This is a genomic window from Campylobacter sp. W0066.2 (assembly GCF_024723515.1).
Lineage (GTDB): Bacteria > Campylobacterota > Campylobacteria > Campylobacterales > Campylobacteraceae > Campylobacter_D.
Genome location: NZ_JANQCV010000006.1, coordinates 99,277 through 116,229 on the forward strand (window position 1 = coordinate 99,277; position 16,953 = coordinate 116,229).

At 27.0% G+C, this 16,953-nt stretch carries 14 protein-coding genes and 3 pseudogenes; 8 read left to right on the forward strand and 9 right to left on the reverse strand.

Going from position 1 to position 16,953, the window contains the following annotated elements; genetic code table 11:
• The first annotated feature begins 2 nt into the window (after positions 1 to 2).
• Positions 3 to 566 carry a DedA family protein gene (locus CAMP18498_RS03970; protein WP_087699278.1) on the forward strand — a complete coding sequence of 188 codons (564 nt, stop codon included), beginning with the start codon at positions 3 to 5 and terminating at the stop codon, positions 564 to 566.
• Positions 563 to 1,822 (forward strand): annotated as a pseudogene (locus CAMP18498_RS03975) (ComEC/Rec2 family competence protein). The gene CAMP18498_RS03970 and the pseudogene CAMP18498_RS03975 overlap by 4 nt, the downstream one beginning before the upstream one ends.
• Here CAMP18498_RS03975 and CAMP18498_RS03980 read toward each other — a convergent pair.
• The 3 genes from CAMP18498_RS03980 to CAMP18498_RS03990 are packed head-to-tail and all read right to left on the reverse strand — an operon-like array spanning position 1,769 to position 4,673.
• Positions 1,769 to 2,581 carry a YihY/virulence factor BrkB family protein gene (locus CAMP18498_RS03980; protein WP_337197687.1) on the reverse strand — a complete coding sequence of 271 codons (813 nt, stop codon included), beginning with the start codon at positions 2,579 to 2,581 and terminating at the stop codon, positions 1,769 to 1,771. The pseudogene CAMP18498_RS03975 and the gene CAMP18498_RS03980 overlap by 54 nt on opposite strands.
• Positions 2,581 to 3,963 carry an FAD-linked oxidase C-terminal domain-containing protein gene (locus CAMP18498_RS03985; protein ID WP_337197688.1) on the reverse strand — a complete coding sequence of 461 codons (1,383 nt, stop codon included), beginning with the start codon at positions 3,961 to 3,963 and terminating at the stop codon, positions 2,581 to 2,583. Before CAMP18498_RS03985 ends, CAMP18498_RS03980 begins: the two co-directional genes overlap by 1 nt.
• Entirely contained in the window at positions 3,963 to 4,673 is a 711-nt protein-coding gene (locus tag CAMP18498_RS03990) for a plasminogen-binding N-terminal domain-containing protein (protein ID WP_442867710.1), read from the reverse strand. The genes CAMP18498_RS03985 and CAMP18498_RS03990 overlap by 1 nt, the downstream gene beginning before the upstream one ends.
• A 125-nt stretch (positions 4,674 to 4,798) precedes the next feature.
• On the opposite strand from CAMP18498_RS03990, the gene CAMP18498_RS03995 reads away from it, so the two are divergent.
• Positions 4,799 to 5,956, forward strand: a complete 1,158-nt coding sequence (locus tag CAMP18498_RS03995; protein ID WP_337197690.1) for a peptidoglycan DD-metalloendopeptidase family protein — start codon at positions 4,799 to 4,801, stop codon at positions 5,954 to 5,956.
• A 1-nt stretch (position 5,957) separates the two neighbouring features.
• Positions 5,958 to 7,301, forward strand: coding sequence for a magnesium transporter (gene mgtE / locus CAMP18498_RS04000; RefSeq protein ID WP_337197691.1), 1,344 nt, complete (start codon positions 5,958 to 5,960; stop codon positions 7,299 to 7,301).
• A 244-nt stretch (positions 7,302 to 7,545) separates the two neighbouring features.
• On the opposite strand, the gene CAMP18498_RS04005 is transcribed toward mgtE, so the two are convergent.
• The 4 genes from CAMP18498_RS04005 to waaF form a co-directional block, all read right to left on the reverse strand.
• The gene (locus tag CAMP18498_RS04005; protein ID WP_337197692.1) at positions 7,546 to 8,937 is read right to left on the reverse strand and encodes a replicative DNA helicase; all 1,392 of its coding nucleotides are present in this window, start codon (positions 8,935 to 8,937) and stop codon (positions 7,546 to 7,548) included.
• Positions 8,937 to 9,839 carry a cysteine synthase A gene (cysK, locus tag CAMP18498_RS04010; protein ID WP_337197693.1) on the reverse strand — a complete coding sequence of 301 codons (903 nt, stop codon included), beginning with the start codon at positions 9,837 to 9,839 and terminating at the stop codon, positions 8,937 to 8,939. Before cysK ends, CAMP18498_RS04005 begins: the two co-directional genes overlap by 1 nt.
• Positions 9,840 to 9,932: 93 nt before the next feature.
• Positions 9,933 to 10,235: an HU family DNA-binding protein gene (locus CAMP18498_RS04015; protein WP_337197694.1), complete on the reverse strand. Its 303-nt coding sequence runs from the start codon at positions 10,233 to 10,235 to the stop codon at positions 9,933 to 9,935.
• 92 nt (positions 10,236 to 10,327) lie between these two features.
• A complete protein-coding gene (gene waaF, locus CAMP18498_RS04020) occupies positions 10,328 to 11,242 on the reverse strand; it encodes a lipopolysaccharide heptosyltransferase II (RefSeq protein WP_337197695.1) in 915 nt (304 codons plus the stop codon).
• A 51-nt stretch (positions 11,243 to 11,293) separates the two neighbouring features.
• Between waaF and CAMP18498_RS04025 the strand changes: the two genes are divergently transcribed.
• Both CAMP18498_RS04025 and CAMP18498_RS04030 read left to right on the forward strand, forming a co-directional pair.
• A complete protein-coding gene (locus CAMP18498_RS04025; protein ID WP_337197696.1) occupies positions 11,294 to 12,115 on the forward strand; it encodes a glycosyltransferase family 2 protein in 822 nt (273 codons plus the stop codon).
• Positions 12,099 to 12,978 (forward strand): annotated as a pseudogene (locus CAMP18498_RS04030) (glycosyltransferase). Before CAMP18498_RS04025 ends, CAMP18498_RS04030 begins: the two are co-directional and overlap by 17 nt.
• On the opposite strand, the gene CAMP18498_RS04035 reads toward CAMP18498_RS04030, so the two are convergent.
• Positions 12,979 to 14,103: a glycosyltransferase gene (locus tag CAMP18498_RS04035; RefSeq protein ID WP_337197697.1), complete on the reverse strand. Its 1,125-nt coding sequence runs from the start codon at positions 14,101 to 14,103 to the stop codon at positions 12,979 to 12,981.
• Positions 14,104 to 14,168: 65 nt separating this feature from the next.
• On the opposite strand from CAMP18498_RS04035, the gene CAMP18498_RS04040 reads away from it, so the two are divergent.
• The gene (locus CAMP18498_RS04040; RefSeq protein WP_337197698.1) at positions 14,169 to 15,110 is read left to right on the forward strand and encodes a glycosyltransferase family 2 protein; all 942 of its coding nucleotides are present in this window, start codon (positions 14,169 to 14,171) and stop codon (positions 15,108 to 15,110) included.
• Complete coding sequence (locus CAMP18498_RS04045) at positions 15,103 to 16,311, forward strand: glycosyltransferase family 2 protein (RefSeq protein WP_337197699.1); 1,209 nt, start codon at positions 15,103 to 15,105, stop codon at positions 16,309 to 16,311. Before CAMP18498_RS04040 ends, CAMP18498_RS04045 begins: the two co-directional genes overlap by 8 nt.
• On the opposite strand, the pseudogene CAMP18498_RS04050 reads toward CAMP18498_RS04045, so the two are convergent.
• A pseudogene (locus CAMP18498_RS04050) lies at positions 16,291 to 16,953 on the reverse strand (glycosyltransferase family 2 protein); the annotation flags it as partial. The gene CAMP18498_RS04045 and the pseudogene CAMP18498_RS04050 overlap by 21 nt on opposite strands.

Here is a 16,953-nt window from a genome sequence, read left to right on the forward strand (position 1 = left end):
TCATGCAAGAAATGATAGATAATCTAAGCACTTATGGCTATTTGATTTTATTTTTTTATTCCTTTGGCGGAGGTATGGTTGCTATACTTGCTGCAGGAGTACTTTGTGCAAGTTCTACCAAACTTGATTTGCATTTGTGTATATTTTTAGCCTTTTTGGCTAATACCATAGGCTCAACTTTATTATTTATCTTGGGAAAATACTATAAAAAAGACATAATGCCTTATTTTAAAAATCATAGAAGAAAAATTGCTCTTGCTATGATGAAAATCAAAAAATATGGCGATTTACTTTTAGTGGTGCAAAAATTTATCTATGGAGTAAAAACTATCATTCCTATAGCAGCAGGTCTTTGCAAATTTAGCTTTGTAAGATTTTTTATCATCAATACCTTAGCTAGTTTGATTTGGGCTGTTGTTTTAGGTTATGCTGGTTTTATTTTTGGAAATACCCTAAAAGAAGCTTTTGAAGTATTTACCAACTATCCTTACATAGCCCCTGCTTTTATAATCACTTTAATTTTTATTATATGGTTATATTTATCACGCTTTTCTAAGAAAAAATGAGTTTAAAATTCTCTATAAAAGAAACTTATAGAGAATTTTTTATTTTATTATTATGCTTTTTAGCAATTTTTAGTTTAAATCTCATCTATGAGTATAAAAAATATCAAAATTTTAAGCTTACTAAGCATTTATTACTTAAAGATAACATCGTTTTATCTTCTTATGAAAAAACTAATAAAAAAGGTAAAAAAAATATCAAGTTTTAAAACTCAAAAATTCTGATTTTATTTTTTATACTACTAGCTTTAAAGATCTAAATTTAAGTAAAAATGATGTGATAAATCTTAGAATTATCACTAAAAATATTAACTTTAAAGATTATCTTAGTAAAAGTTTTTATGCACCAAGTTATGATTTTAACAAAACTAAAACACAAAAAGAAAATATCCTAATAAGGTATTTTTTAAATCAGCATCATAATGAAAAAATCAAAGAATTTTATGGGGCTTTATTTTTTGCCAAAAATGTATCAAGCGAGCTTAGAAATGATGTGAATTTTTACAATATTGCACATTTAATTGCTATTAGTGGATATCATTTGGGCTTGTTATTTAGCTTTTGCTTTTTGATTTTTGCTCCTTTGTATGCCTTTTTTCACAAACGATATTTTCCTTATAGAAGTTTAAAACTTGATATTAACATTTTTGCTTTCTTACTTTTAATTTTTTATATGTTTTTAATAGATTTTAGCCCTTCTTATACAAGAGCTTTGTTAATGAGCTTTTTTGCTTTTTATTTATTTAGTAAAAATATTAAAATACTCAGTTTTAAATTTTTATTTTTAAGTATAGTCTTTTGCATTAGTATTTTTCCAAAACTTCTTTTTAGCGTTGGGTTTTTATTTTCTATTTTAGGAGTTTTTTATATTTATTTATATCTTCATTATTTTAAAGATCAATTTTCAAATTTTACCCATGTTTTTTTTGCTAAATATTTGGACCTTTTTAGCAATGATTATCCCTGTCTTATACTTTTTTCCTCTACTTAGCTTTCAGCAATTTTTAGCCATACCTTTAAGTTTAGCCTTTGTGGTGTTTTATCCTTTGGTTTTAATCTTACATATTTTTTCTTATGGAAATTTATTAGATTTATATTTAATGCATTTTTTTGAGTTTAAAATGCATGCGATTAATCTATCAATACCTTTTATGTTTTATTGTATTTATTTAATTTTATCTTTAGTCTCTATATTTAATAAATACTTAGCTCTTCTTATAATTTCTCTTGGGCTTATTCCCTTTATTTTCTTGATTTAAAAGCAAATAAGCCTTTAATCCTAAAAGATAAATAATCCAAGAAATATAAATCCACAAAAAGAAAAATAATATTACAGAAAAAGAACCATATACATTTAAATAAGTTTTATTATATACAGCATAATATACAAAAATCATCTTAGAAATATACCAAATCACAGAAGCACCAAAAGAACTAATAAGTAAAGTTTTTAAATCGCCTTTTTTGCTTACTGAACTTGAATAAGATACAAAAAACAATGCCCATATAATCACATAAGGTAAAATCTCAAAAAAATTTAAAGCAATATTAAAATCATCTAAGGTTTTTTGTACAAAACCTGAAATATAAAAACTCACCCCAAGCCCAAGTGGAGTTAAAGTTGCTAAAGTCCAATAAGAACTTATACTATGCCAAAGACTTTTAGAATCTTCTTCTAAAAGCTTATTAATCACATAATCATAACCTGAAAAAAAAGCCAAAGAAGTCAAAGCCATAGCTAAAAGCCCTATAAGTCCTAAATTTACACTGTTTTTTAAAAATGTATTGATGTATTGTATGATTAATTCTTGTTGAGTTGGGATTAAAAAAGTAAAAATTAAATTTTTAATTCTTTCTTGATACATTTCAAAACTTGGAATTTGGGTAAAAACCCAAAAACACAAAAACAAAAGTGGTATTAAAGATAAGATAGTATAAAAGCTCAAAGCCGCAGCATAATTTAAAATTTCTTTATCTCTTAAAGCTAAAAGAATTTTAAATAAATTTTTAAAATTCATCAAAGTCCCATTTTGAAAGGATTGAGTATATTATTTGGATCAAATGCCTTTTTGATATTTCTCATTAAGTCCATTTCAGCTTCACTAAAAGCAAGTTTCATAAAAGGAGCTTTTGAAATGCCTATGCCATGCTCTCCACTTAAAGTCCCACCTAAAGAGACTGTAAGCTTAAACACCTCTTCCACAGCTTCATAACCTTTTTTAACCAATTCAGGATTGTTTTTATCACTTACCATTACATTAGTATGTACATTCCCATCACCAGTATGACCAAAACAAGGGATTTTAAAACCATATTTTTTAGAAATTTCAGCTATGCCTTTTAAAAGCTCAGGTAGTTTTGAACGTGGCACTGTAATATCTTCATTAAGTTTTAAATTTCCATACATTGCTATGCTTTGAGAACAATTTCTTCTAGCAAACCAAATATCAGCTGCTTCTTGCTCATCTTTTGCTATTTTAAACTCTCTTACACCAGATTCGTAAAAACTCTCTTGCAAGATTTTTAAATCTGCTTCCAAAGCCTCTTCTACATTACCATCTACATCAGCGATTAAAATCGCACCCGCATCCATAGGCAAGCCTTTTTGAAATTTTTGCTCTAATGCTTGTATGCTTAGTTGATCTAAAAATTCCATAGATACAGGGGTTACACCTTTGGCTAAAGTTTTATAAACTGCATTCATCGCTTCATCAATACTGTTAAAAATCCCCATAGCTGTCTTTTTAAACTTTGGCAAAGCTACAAGTTTTAAAGTAATCTCGCTAAGCACAGCCAAAGATCCCTCACTTGCTATTAAAATTCCAGCTAGATTATAACCCGCTACATCTTTTATAGTTTTTTTGCCTGCTCTAATGATTTCTCCATTAGGTAAAACAGCTCTTAAAGCCATTACATAATCTTTAGTTATACCATACTTAGCAGCCCTCATACCCCCTGCATTTTCGCTTACATTCCCCCCTAAAGAAGAATACTCCATACTAGCAGGATCAGGTGGATAAAATAAACCATATTCTTTTACTTTTTCTTGCAAAGCCATATTTATCACACCAGGCTGCACTACTGCAACTAAATTTTCAAGATCGATTTCTAAAATTTTATTCATATGCTTTTCAAAGCTTAACACCACTCCACCATTAATAGCTAAGCTTCCACCGGTAAATCCACTACCTGAGCCCCTAGGAATGACTATGATCTTCTTTTCATTGCAATATTTTAAAATTTGACTAATATCATTTTCATCTCTTGGAAAAAGCACTCCATCAGGTAAATAATGCTTTTTGGTAGCATCATAACTATACGCTCTTTTGTGGATAGGATCAAAATGCGCATTTTCAACCCCTAAAAGATCTTGAAAAAATTTTTGATGGATTTCTTGCATTATTTTTCTCTAGTTAAGCTAATTAATTTTTCATAATATACATAATAATTTCCAATAGCCTCATCATTTAAGCTAAAAATATCGCTTTTATAACCTGTAATTCTTGAATAAAATGGAATTTGCAAACTTTGAGCTTGAGGTATGTTAAATTCTTCAATCTTACCAAAGTCTTGACAATCAACTATCTCAGCTTTATTTTCTAAAGCTACCACTAAAAGCCCAACAGCATTTTTTGAACAAAAAGATCTAAAATCTGATCTTCTTGGAGTTTGGCGGTATTCTTGTATCATATGCGCACCAAATAAATCAGGGTGTAAAAAATAAATTCCATTTAATTTTTGAGCTATAAAATCATACACACTTTTATCAGGAGCTATAATCAAAGCTCTATCATATAAATAATTTAAAACTATTTTATCGCCTACTTGTGGCAATACATTTGGTAAAGGCATAGCATCTTGAGCTAGCATATCAAAAACTTTAAATTGTAATTTAACCAAGCCATTTTCACGCCCTATCACACTAGCTCTTGCAATGATAGATTTTTGTGTATCAATTTCATGTACAACTATACCACTTGAGTGCAATAAAATTCTAGGATCATCTTTTATATAACCATAAATATCATCTACTTTTTCAAGTTTTGTTTGTATTAAATCAAAATTTTTAGCTTGTAAAAATGCTAAAAAACAGCAAAGCACTAAGATAATTCTTGACAATTTATACTCCTTAAAAAGTGTAAAAATAAATTATATTGTTTTTTCCTTACAAAATTGTAAGAAAAATTAAGTAAAATACAAATTTATGTTTAAATTTTAGAAGGCTTTAGATTATCATGAAAAAAATTTTCATATCTTTACTTATATCCATAAAACTTTTTGCTATTTCGAGTGTTGAAGAACTTTCTTGGGAAAATGGCAAAACTTTACTTGATTTTTTACAAGATCATTCTATACCACTTAATTTATATTATAATCTTGATACTGAAGATAAAGAACTAAGTGCAGAAATTGCAAGTGGCATTAAATACCAAATGCTAAAAGATGAGCAAGGCGAGCTTGAGCAAGTTTTAATCCCAATCAGTGATGATTTACAAATTCATATTTACAAAAATAATGAAAACAAATTCGTATTAAGTTTTACCCCTATTTCTTACACTAAAGAAAAAAGAACTATTCGCGTAGCTATTAACAACTCAGCTTATCAAGATGTCTATGATGAAAGTGGTAGTGTAACCTTAGCAAGAGCCATGGTAAGAGCTTTTAAAAATAGTGTTAATTTTAAAAATGTCAGAAAAGGCGATAGTGTAGTATTAATTTATGAGCAAAAAAGAAGATTAGGAAGACTTTTTGGCGATATTAATATCCAAGCAGCTTTAGCCAACATTAGAGGCAAAGAATATTCTGTATTTTTATATAAAGATTCTTATTATAATGCTCAAGGAAAAGAGCTTGAAAATTTCTTTTTAACTAAACCTGTTAAATACACAAGAATTTCAGATCGCTTTACTAGAGCAAGATATCATCCTATCTTAAAACGCTATAGAGCGCATTTAGGTATTGACTATGCTGCTCCAACAGGTACTCCGGTTAAAAGTGCAGGAGATGGGATGATTAGCTTTGTTGGAACAAAAGGTGGTTATGGCAAGGTTGTACAAGTAAAGCATGTATCAGGTTATATGACTTTATATGCTCATCTTAGCCGTTTTGCAAAAATCAAACGCGGTCAAAAAGTCAAACAAGGCCAAGTGATTGCTTATGTAGGCTCTACTGGTATGAGTACTGGACCGCATTTGCATTTTGGACTTTATGTAAACAACAAAGCAATTAACCCTGAAACCATAGTGAAAATTCCAAAATCAAGCCTAAGCGGTAAAAACAAAGAAGAATTTTTAAAAATGGTAAAAGAGTATGAAAATCGCTTGCAAAGCATTGATGAAAACTATAAAAATCCACCAAAAGAACAAAATATAGAAAATTCTATGGAGCTTTGAGATGATGAATGATTTTTTAGAAGCACAAGAACTTTTAAAAAATATTTCCAAAGATCAAAGCACCTATGAAACCAATGAAGCCCTAAAGACTATCAAAAGATACAATGAAGAGCTTTATTTACAAACTCTTAAATCTTTTGATACTTACACACTAGCAAATGTAGCTACTATAACACCTGAACATATCTTAGAAGATATTTTAGAACACTTAAGTATTATAAAGATTGCAAAAGCGGTAGAAGAGCTTGAAAGTGATGATGCAACAGATTTAATTAAGCGTTTTGAAGAGCTAAATCCACAAAAAACTTTAGCTATTTTAAACCGCTTAAGTTCCGAAGATAAAGAAGAAATTTTACGCCTTAAAAATTATGATGAAAATACTGCTGGTGCTTATATGCAAACAGAGATTTTCACAGCCTCTATTAATGAAAGTATAGAAAAGGCTATTAAAAGATATAGAATTTTAAAACACTCAGGACAAGTGGATCAAATTTTTCAAGTTTATATTATAAATAATCAAGGAAAACTTTGCAATGCTATCAACTTAAGTGATCTTTTGCTTTGGGATTTTAAACTAAGTTTTGCAGATATTATTAAAAACAATAATGAAAGATATAAAAGCTATAGCATAAAAGATCATGAGGATATACAAAAGGCTATTGATATAGTAGAAGATTATGATTTGAGTGTTTTAGCAGTTGTAAATGATGATGGAGTGCTTTTAGGTAGAATTACCTATGATGATATCCATGATTTAATCCAAGAAAACGCAACAGAACAAATTTATAACTTAGCCGGGGTCGATGCAGATGTTGAGGAAGAAAGTGCTTTTAAAGCGGCTAAAGCTAGAGCTTTTTGGCTTATGATTAATCTTACCACTTCATTAATCTCAGCTAATATCATCAGTCTTTTTTCAGGTGAAATAGAACAACTTGTAGCCCTAGCAGTACTTATGCCTATCGTAGCTTCCATGGGAGGTAATACAGGCTCACAAGCTTTAGCAGTAACAGTTAGAAAGCTCTCACTCAATGAAGTAGAATTTAAAGATGCTAAAAAAGTTATATTAAGAGAGAGTGGAATTTCTTTACTCAATGGATTTATATTTGCTAGTATTATGAGCATTATAGCTTTCATATGGTTTAAAACAGCTCTTTTGGGACTTGTTATAGCCTTATCAATGCTAATTAATCTAGCCTTAGCCGGTTTTGTAGGTTCTTTTGTACCTTTAACTTTGAAAAAATTTAAAATCGATCCTGCAGTAGGATCGAGTGTAGTGATTACTGCAATTACCGATGGTTTGGGATTTTTTAGTTTTTTACTTTTAGCAAAAATGATTTTATTATAAAGATTAATTGGACATTACAATAAAACCATTACAAGAATAAATTAAAAATTGACTATAAAATTTCAAAATAACCCAAAAAATACGCTCATCTAAAAATCTAAATTCTTGATATTTATAAGCTTATATAATGAAATATACTATAAAAATCAATAAAAAGGTTTTTAAATAGACACTTTATATAATAAAAATAAAATAACTTTAAGTTTTAGAACTTTTTTATATAAAAAATTATAATTATTTTAAATTAACCTTCAAAGTTTGTAACTATAAAATCTTCTTTTGGAGCTTCAATAAAACATGATTTTTCTTTCAAGAAAAGCAAATTTATATGCCCCACAGGACCATTTCTATTTTTACCTATAATAAGTTCAGCCTTTTCTTGCACAGGATTTGGCATAAATTTTCTCTCATAAGTCTTGCCTTCGTTTTTGGCTTTATTTTCTCTTTCTTTTTCTTCTTGCTCTCTATAAACTTCATCTCTATATACAAATAAAATCGTATCTGCATCTTGTTCTATAGCACCACTCTCTCTTAAATCACTAAGCATAGGACGTTTATTTGCTCTACTTTCTAATGAACGATTTAATTGCGAAAGTGCCACTACTGGCATATTTAATTCTCTTGCTAAAAGCTTCAAACCTCTTGAAATTTCACTCACTTGCAAATGCCTATCATTAAAAGCTGAGTTACTCATCATAAGACCGATATAATCTACCACGCAAAGCTCAATACTTTCATCTTGAGCCTTAATTTTGCGTAAAATTGAACGAATATCAGCTATGCTAGCATAACCGCTATCATAAATATAAAGATTTTTTTGTGCATATTCATTACAAGCATCACCTACTCTACTCCACTCATCATCATTCAAATCAGCAATAAGAATTTTTTGCAAAGGAATGGAGGTTTTTGCACTGATTAATCTTTGCATGATTTGAGTAGCAGGCATTTCTAGTGAAAACATCACAACACCTTTATTCTGCTTTAATGTCTTCTCTATAAAATTTAAACAAATAGTTGTTTTACCCATACCCGGACGCGCTGCAATAATTATAAGATCACCGGATTTAAAACCTTTTGTCATTTTATTAAGTTCGCTAAAACCCGTATCAAGACCTAAAATATCTTTGTTTTCTGCTTCTTTTTGCTTTTTAAACTCATCCATAAGATCAGACATAACCATAGTCATATCTTTAATACTATTACTATTTACACGGTTGGTAAGATTAAAAATTTCTTTGCCTATTTCATCTGAAATTTGAGAAATACTTTTATCTTCATTAACCCTTATAGGTATAGTATAAGCAAAATTTAAAAGTTGGCGTCTAATAGATTTTTCCCTTAGCTCATATGCGTATTTACTCACATCTGCTATAGAAGTAGTGGCTAAAACTTCAGCTAAAATTTGCTCATCTACTTTTTTATGCTTTCTTATAAAACTTGCACTTATAGGCTCACCTGCATTGATACAAGCTAAAATTGCTTTATAAATATCTTGATGAGCTTTAAGAGAAAAATCATTAACTTCAATATCAGAACAGATATTAAAAAAAGAATCCTCACTATAGATACAAGAACTTAAAATTGCTCTTTCAAGATCTAAATCAAAATGCTCATTATTTTGATTTAGATGCATTACAAATCCATAAATAAATCAGTAGATAAATATCTCTCAGCTGTATCATTTAACATAGTTAAGACTTTTTTATCTGGATTTTCTAAGGCAATTTTTCTGGCCATATATACATTTGCTCCACTTGAAATTCCTGCCATTATACCATTTTTACCAAGCTCTAAAGTTGTATTGATAGCATCTTCATTACTTATACAAACTATTTCATCTATAATTTTTTGATTTAAAATTTCAGGGATAAAATTTGCACCTATACCTTGAATTTTATGGCTTGCAACAATATTTTGACTCAAAAGCGGAGAAACAGCTGGTTCCATAGCAATAATTTTGATATTAGGATTGTGCTCTTTTAAAACTTCTCCTACTCCACTAATAGTTCCACCCGTACCAAAACCTGCTATGAAAATGTCAAGATCAGGTAAAACTCTTAAAATTTCTAAAGCAGTGTTTTTTTTATGTGCGTTTTTATTGTTAATGTTTTCAAATTGACTTATCATAAATGAATTTGGAATTTCACTAAAAAGTTCATTAGCTCTATCAAAAGCTCCTTGCATTCCTTTATTTGCTTGAGTAAGCTCTACTTTTGCTCCAAAAAAATTCATCATTTTTTTACGCTCAATACTCATAGACTCAGGCATGGTAACAATAAGTTTTAATTTTAAACTCGCACAAATCATCGCTAAAGCTATACCAGTATTTCCGCTGGTAGCTTCTATAATAGTTGTTTCCTGATCAATCTTACCCTCATCCAATGCCTGCTTAATCATCTCCATAGCTGCTCTATCTTTTATAGAATGACTTGGATTAAAATATTCACACTTTGCATAAAGATTTGGTGCAAATTCTTGCAAAGAAATTATAGGTGTATTGCCTATACAGTCTAAAATGCTATTATAAATTAACATTTTTTTCCTTTATCTTTATAAAAATAATATTGAAAAAAAATAATACTAAATGTATGAAGAAAAACGCAAAAGTAAAACTTTTGCGTAAAAAATTTATTTCTTAGCTTTTTTAGTAGTTTTTGCAGCAGCAACTGCATCTTTAAGATTTTTACCTACTTTAAATTTAGCAACTTTAGTGGCAGGTACTTTAATAGTAGCACCAGTACTTGGCACTCTAGCTTCTCTAGCAGCTCTTTCAACTACAGAAAATGTGCCAAAACCAATAAAGCTAATGCTATCGCCTTTAGCTAGCACATCAGTAATAGTAGCAATTACTGCATCAGTAGCCGCACTTGCGTCTTTTTTAGTTAGCCCAGCAGTTTGAGCAACTTGAGAAATAAAATCTACTTTAGTCATAAAAAGCTCCTTAATCTAAAAATTATTCTTAAGTTTAACAAATTTATTAAGCTTTTGCAAGAGGTTTAAATCAAAATCACAAAGAAAAATGTTTAAAAAAATGTTTTCGCTAAATTTATAACTATATTAGGTTGTAAATCTTTCATACATTTATGATGTTTTAAAGGGCAGACCTTTTGCATACAAGGCATACAAGCTAAATTTAAATGTGCTATTTTAGCATTTTCTTGCCAAGGCGAGGTTTGACTAAATTTAGTCGAGCCAAAAACAGCCACTGTTTTTACCCCATAAGCTGCACCTATATGCATAGGACCACTATCGTTTGTGATGAGCAAATCAAGCATAGAAATATTTTTACATAAAGTATAAATACTAGTTTTACCACAAAGATTTTTTGCCCTTATATCTTCTTTTAAAAGAAAATGTTCAATTTCATTACAAATTTCTCTCTCACTTTCCACTCCAAAGATTAAAATTTGATGGGTGGAGCTAAATTCTTTTGCTACCTTTGCAAAATAGCTCGCTTCCCATCTTTTCGCACTTCCAAAATGCGCACCTGGGTTTATACCTAAAATTTTTTGAGTTGATTTTGCTTTTATAGGGAGTTTTAAAACATTTGAAGTTGCTTTAAAATTTAAGGCTTTTTCTATGAAATTTAAGTATTTTAAGACTTGATGTTCTTCTTTTAGAATATTTTTATCAAAATAAAATCTTTTCTTTGCTTTGATTAGATTTAAAATAATCTTGCTTGAAAATGCCGAGCGAAACGAAAAAGCTAGATCAAAATTACCAATGTTTTTTCTAGCTTGTAAAATTTGCTTATATCTTTGCTTTTTATTTTCTACTAAAATTTGAGCATTTTCAAAGCGTTTAAAAAGCTCTGTACTTACAAAAGAACCATAAAAAGTAAATTTAGCTTGAGGGTATTTTTCTTTTATAGCATAAATAGCCGCACTAGCCATCACTGCATCACCAAGCCAAGTAGGAAGGTTGATAAAAATATTCATGATTTTCCTTAAAATAAAAGCTATAATTATATCAAAAAATAAAGAGTTAACATGAATCAAATTTCCATCATACTGCCAACTTATAATGTGGAAAAATATATAGCTAGAGCATTAGAAAGTTGTATTAACCAAAGCTTTAAAGATATAGAAATCATTGTGGTAAATGATTGTGGAAGTGATAAAAGTATAGATATAGCTAAAGAATATGCTAGTAAAGATGATAGGATAAAAATCATACATAATGAAGAGAATTTAGGAACTTTTACTAGTAGAAATATAGGTGTATTAAATGCAAAATCAGATTTTATAATGTTTTTAGATCCTGATGATTATTTGGAGCTTAATGCTTGCGAAGTTGGGCTTGAAAAAATCAAAAATGTAGATATGGTAGTGTTTGATGCATATGTACATAGAGTGAAATTTAAGAAATTTTATAGATTTAAACAAGATGGGCTTTTTAACAAAGATGAATTTTTGGAATTTTTACTTAAACAGAAACATTTTTGCTGGAGTGTTTGGGCAAAAGTATATAGGAAAAATTTGATTTTAAAAAGTTTTGAGCATGTTGATTTTAAAGAAAAACTTTGTTATGGAGAAGATGTGCTTTTTAACTATATAAATTTTATGCTAAGTGAGAGTTTTTTTGTATCGCAAGAATGTATATATCACTATAAATTTAATGAAAATGGTAGATATGAAAACAAAAATAAAGAAATTTTATGGCAGAATTATCAAGATAAAAAGAAAAACAATGAACTTATAAAAAAGTTTTGTTTAAACTTTAAAAATAATGATTTTTATAAGAAGTTGTTTGAGATTTTAAAGAAAGAAGAATTAAATTTAAAAAGAAGAATTAATAAAACAAGAAATTAGTAATTTTTGGTATACGCCAAAAGGATATAAAGGTGTAGGCTTAATGGAGCTTTTATCTATAAAATCTTTTATAGATAATGGCTATAAATTTATACTTTATACTTATAATTTAGATGATAAAATTTTTAACAAATTAAATGAAATTTTTGATGATTTTCAATTAAAAGATGCAAATGAGATAGTTCCTTTTGAAAACTATTTTGGTGATGATAGAGGAGCAGGCGTAGCAGCTTTTAGTGATTATTTTAGATTTAATATGTTATATACGGGGTGGGGATATGAGTAGATCTTGATATGATTTGCTTAAATTATATAGATTTAAATCAAGATTATATATTTTCTCAAGAAATTGACGAAGATGAAACAAAACCAAGGATAACAACTTCTTTTTTAAAATTTCCTCAATACTCAGATTTCGGAAAAAATCTCATACAAGAAGCCAATAAAATTATAAATAATCAAAAAATTATAGAATGGGGTGTTATAGGGCCTTGGTTTTTAGCAAATCAGGTAAAAAAATGGGTTTAGAAAGTTTTGCATGGGATTATAAAATGACTTGCCAAATTTCATATTTGAAAGCTAAAAATTTTATAGATTCTAATAAAAATATAGATACAACACAACCATTTTTGCATTTATTTTCAGAAATATGGAATACCTATCATGTAAATAAAAATCATTTTTATAAAAAAGGAATTTATGCAGATTTATTAAAAAAACATAAAATTATGGATTTAACAAAAAAACTTAATTTTGAATTTTCTTTTAAAGATAAGCATTATCCATTATTTTCAATACTTTTTTACACAAAATATTATATAAAACATCCTAGAAGAATGTTGATAAAAAATAAACGAATTTAATCATATATTTTTAAGCAATTCTTCCCATTTTTTCATTATAATTTCTTTGCTAAATTTATTTTTTACTATTTTTTTGGCATTTAAGCCCATGGTTCTTCTTAAATTTTCATCATTCATTAAAATACAAAGTTTATTTGCAAATTCATTTAAGTTATTATCTTCTATTAAAAAACCACTTTTTTCATTTTCTATTATATTGCTAGGTCCAGTATCTATGTCAAAAGCTATACTTGGTAATTCATAATTAGCACTTTCTATCAATACCATTCCAAATCCTTCATAATGACTACACATTACATAAATACTAGCGTTTAAATATTCTTTTTCTATTTCTTTTGTAAAAGGTTTTAATATTATATTTTTTAACTTTTTATTATTTATTTTTTGTTCTATATTTATTTTATTTTTACCTTCTCCAACTATAGTTAAAGTCCAGTCATTATACTTTTCATTTTTTTGAATTATCTCCCAAATATCAATTAATCTTAAAAAACCTTTTTCATCATTATTTTCAAATCTTCCTATACTTAAAATATTCTTTTGCATATAATTGCTAACTTTTTCTGATACAAAGGGTATAAAATTTGGTATAACTTGTAAATTTTTGTGATATTTTTTCCAATCATTTATTTGCTTACCAGATAAAACAACCAAAGTATCAAAATATTTTAATTTTTGCAATAAGTCATTTGAATAATATACAAAATTACCATGCATAATTTGAATAGATTTGGAATTTTTAATAATTGATTTATTGAATAAAAAATAATTGTTGTTGATTATTACATCATATTTTGAAACAATCTGTTTTATTTTTTTATTTTGAATATATATTTTTATTATTTCACAAAAATATTTATATTTAAATTTTAACTTAAATAATAAATACATTAAAATACTATTCTTATATTTCCTATATATATCTTTACCTATATATTCATATTTTTTATCATTAAAAAAATAAACATTAATCTTTTTATTAATCATAAAAAATAATTCATTTTTTTTATATATACTGAGTATATCAACTTGATGAGATTCTGACAAAGAATTTGCTAAATTGCTTACAACTCTAGCTACACCACCTCTTAGAGTTATATCTATATCTATAATTAAGATTTTCAATTCTATCTCCATAATTTTGTAAATTATTATATAATTATAATATTTAAAATAAATTAAGGTTTATTATGTCGCAAATTTCCATCATACTACCAACTTATAATGTAGAAAAATATATAGCTAGAGCATTAGAAAGTTGTATAAACCAAACTTTTAAAGATATAGAAATCATTGTAGTAGATGACTGTGGTAATGATAAAAGTATAGATATAGCTAAAGAATATGCTAGTAAAGATGATAGGATAAAAATCATACATAATGAAGAGAATTTAGGACTATTAAAAGCTAGATACGAGGGAGTAAAAGTAGCTAATTCTTCTTATGTAATGTTTTTAGATCCTGATGATTATTTAGGACTTGATGCTTGTGAAGAAAGTAGTAAAATATTAAAAAATAATGATTTAGATTTTATATGGTTTAACTTTATATATCACACACAAGATGGTATCAAAAAAGATACATTTTTAAGAGATCATTTTTTTACAACAATTGATTATTGTCAATATATTTTAAATCAAAAAAATATTTGCCATTGGAATCTTTGCTCAAAAATCATCAAAATAAATACATATAAAAAAGCTTTTACTTATATAGAAAATAATATAAAACTAACTATGGCAGAAGATGCTTTGGTGTATTTTTTTATAATTTTACATTGCAAAAAAATAGCCACTAGTTCATTACATATATATTATTATTTTCAAAATCATGAAAGCTCTGTTAATACAAATAATGTGGTAGAAATTCAAAAAAACCTAAATGATGAAAATAAAGTTATTAAAATTTTATCATCATTTTTAAAATCCAATAAAAATATAAATAAAAATATATTTATATTTTTAAAAACCATAATTATGCAACTAAAAATAAATAATTTAAACAGAGATATAAAATATAATAGATTAAAGTATTGCTATATTATATATAAATATAAAAAAATTATTGACAGAATTTTACAAAAATACTATAAAATTATTATTTTTTTAACCTTAAGGTTACACAATGAATAATCCTTTAATTTCCATTATTATACCGATGTACAATGTGGTACCTTATTTAAGAGAATGTTTAGATAGCGTTATCAATCAAAGCTATAAATATTTAGATATTGTTTTAGTAGATGATGGAAGTGATGATGGAAGCTTAGATATAGCTTTAGAATATCTCAATAAAGATGAAAGAATATTTTTAATCTCTAAGGAAAATGGAGGATTAAGTTCGGCAAGAAATATGGGATTAGAATTTATAAAAGGAACTAAACTTAGAAGCTTTTTTGAAGATGAGAAAGAACAAGATATAATCTCTTTTACCTCAACTCATACCTTTGACAAAAATACAAAAACAATTAACAAAGAAACTATAAAATCAAATTTTATACCTATTCAAAAAAGATACATAAAAACAAATATAGAAAATATAAATGATTTATTAGTGCAAGAGCTACCAAATTCTATAATTCACTTTTTAGATTCAGATGATTATTTTTTAAATGACTGCATAGAGCTTTGCGTGAAAGAAATGATTGAAAAGGATTTGGATATTTGTGCGCATGGGTTTGAAGAATATCATGAAGAAAATTCTTGTTTTTTAAAAAAGCCATCAACAGATCTAATGCAAAAAAGTAAAAAAATATTTTTTAATACCGGTATAGAACTATTGCAAGAAAATAACTTTTTTCAGTTTTATTTTGCTTGGCAAGGAACTTTTAAAGCTAAAATTTTAAATCAATATAATCTTCGTTTCACTCATGGAATTTATCATGAAGATCATGATTTTGGAACTATATTGTTTTGCTTGGCTAAAAAAGTTTTTTATATCAATACAACCTTAATGATATATAGAATTAGAAAAGGCTCCATAACAAATATCCAAAATACCTTAATACCACAAAAATTACCTAAATATCTAGAGCCGCTAAAAGAGCATTTTAGCGATTATAAAGAGCTTAGAGAATATTTTCACCTATACTGCCTACTAGTTATTTTTTTAAAAATACAAAAATTTGACAATCAAACCTCTTTTTTAAAAAAATCATCAAAAAGTTATTTGTACTCTATAGCACAAAAGAAAATTACAAAAGATCCTCTAAAAATCCGTGAGAATCTATATAAGTACTTAAAATTTGTTAAATTATATAAACTATATTACATGATTGGATTATGCATTAGACATCCAAAAAAAATAATCTCATTATTTAATAAAACTCGATAATAATCTAAATATTTTATATTGAATCTTTGATATCTTATAAGATTTTAAATCTTTAAGTTTTCTCTGAACACACAGTGGGTCTTTGCTAAATTTTTTTATCTTAAATGCATTTTTTATATAAAAATATAAAATAGCTTTTTTTAAAAACAAAGAGATGGTTTTATCTTGATAACTATTAATAAAATTAATTAGCTCTAAGGCTATTAACACCCAACTAGAATATCTAAAATATTCCTTTGCTAAAAATGCATCTCCATTAAAAGCATCTAATATATTTCTAAAATGAGGAAGTATGTTATCTTTAATGATTATCTTATCTTGATTTGTTGATGAATTTGTTCGAATTCTGTAATAATAAAATACTTTAGGATAAACATAAATACTCTTAGCTTGCGAAAAAAGCAAAATCCCAAATAAATGATCTTCAGCAAAAATACCATCTTTAAATTTTATTTTATTATTTTTTATATGGTTAAAATTTATCATACCCGAACAAACAAAAGAAAAATCTTTCATCTTGCTTCTTGCTAAATATCGCAACCATTCTAATGAAGTAATCTTTTTTTCTTGTTTTATATTAATGTCTTTTAGCCTACTACTTTGACTTTGATTTTTACAAGATATTTCATAGTATTTTACCTC

Excerpts from the sequence above, each read along its gene's own strand:
- CAMP18498_RS03970 (WP_087699278.1), top strand. The coding sequence starts at position 3 with ATGCAAGAAATGATAGATAATCTAAGCACTTATGGCTATTTGATTTTA.
- cysK (WP_337197693.1), bottom strand. The coding sequence starts at position 9,839 with ATGTTAATTTATAATAGCATTTTAGACTGTATAGGCAATACACCTATA.
- CAMP18498_RS03980 (WP_337197687.1), bottom strand. The coding sequence starts at position 2,581 with ATGAATTTTAAAAATTTATTTAAAATTCTTTTAGCTTTAAGAGATAAA.
- waaF (WP_337197695.1), bottom strand. The coding sequence starts at position 11,242 with ATGAATATTTTTATCAACCTTCCTACTTGGCTTGGTGATGCAGTGATG.
- CAMP18498_RS03985 (WP_337197688.1), bottom strand. The coding sequence starts at position 3,963 with ATGCAAGAAATCCATCAAAAATTTTTTCAAGATCTTTTAGGGGTTGAA.
- CAMP18498_RS04015 (WP_337197694.1), bottom strand. The coding sequence starts at position 10,235 with ATGACTAAAGTAGATTTTATTTCTCAAGTTGCTCAAACTGCTGGGCTA.
- CAMP18498_RS04025 (WP_337197696.1), top strand. The coding sequence starts at position 11,294 with ATGAATCAAATTTCCATCATACTGCCAACTTATAATGTGGAAAAATAT.
- CAMP18498_RS03995 (WP_337197690.1), top strand. The coding sequence starts at position 4,799 with ATGAAAAAAATTTTCATATCTTTACTTATATCCATAAAACTTTTTGCT.
- CAMP18498_RS04005 (WP_337197692.1), bottom strand. The coding sequence starts at position 8,937 with ATGCATCTAAATCAAAATAATGAGCATTTTGATTTAGATCTTGAAAGA.
- mgtE (WP_337197691.1), top strand. The coding sequence starts at position 5,958 with ATGATGAATGATTTTTTAGAAGCACAAGAACTTTTAAAAAATATTTCC.
- CAMP18498_RS04040 (WP_337197698.1), top strand. The coding sequence starts at position 14,169 with ATGTCGCAAATTTCCATCATACTACCAACTTATAATGTAGAAAAATAT.
- CAMP18498_RS04045 (WP_337197699.1), top strand. The coding sequence starts at position 15,103 with ATGAATAATCCTTTAATTTCCATTATTATACCGATGTACAATGTGGTA.